The sequence below is a fragment of the Providencia rustigianii DSM 4541 genome, from assembly GCF_000156395.1.
Taxonomy (GTDB): Bacteria; Pseudomonadota; Gammaproteobacteria; order Enterobacterales; family Enterobacteriaceae; genus Providencia; species Providencia rustigianii.
In genome coordinates this window covers 578-899 of record NZ_GG703836.1, presented here as the reverse complement: position 1 = coordinate 899, position 322 = coordinate 578, and the positions used below count along the sequence as shown (strand labels likewise).

The following is a 322-nucleotide window of genomic DNA, read 5'->3' as shown; positions in this document are numbered from 1 at the left end:
GCGCTTTAATCAGCCGTATGTCTGCAAATCAGCGCCGACAGCTGGCTAAAGAAATCACACGTGACTTGCGCCGATCTCAAATAAAGCGCATCCAGCAACAAAAAAATCCAGACGGTAGTGCGTACACAAAAAGAAAAGCCAGCTTTGTCACGGTGCAGCGTGAAATTCAATTCATGTGGCGAGGTCAGAAGCGTACATTGCGTCATTGGCGTGGAAACTCAAAGACGATTACAGGACAAGATGCGGATAAAAAATCCCAGCGCTCATTTCGTAAATCGGATATTCAGCGCTATATCAGCGTCAAAAAAGACAAAATCAGTAC

The 322-nt window shown here is 45.3% G+C and carries 1 protein-coding gene; it reads left to right on the top strand.

Annotated elements, in window-relative coordinates; translation table 11 throughout:
- On the top strand, positions 1 to 322 hold a 322-nt coding region (locus PROVRUST_RS19970; protein WP_006816509.1), incomplete at both ends, for a phage virion morphogenesis family protein.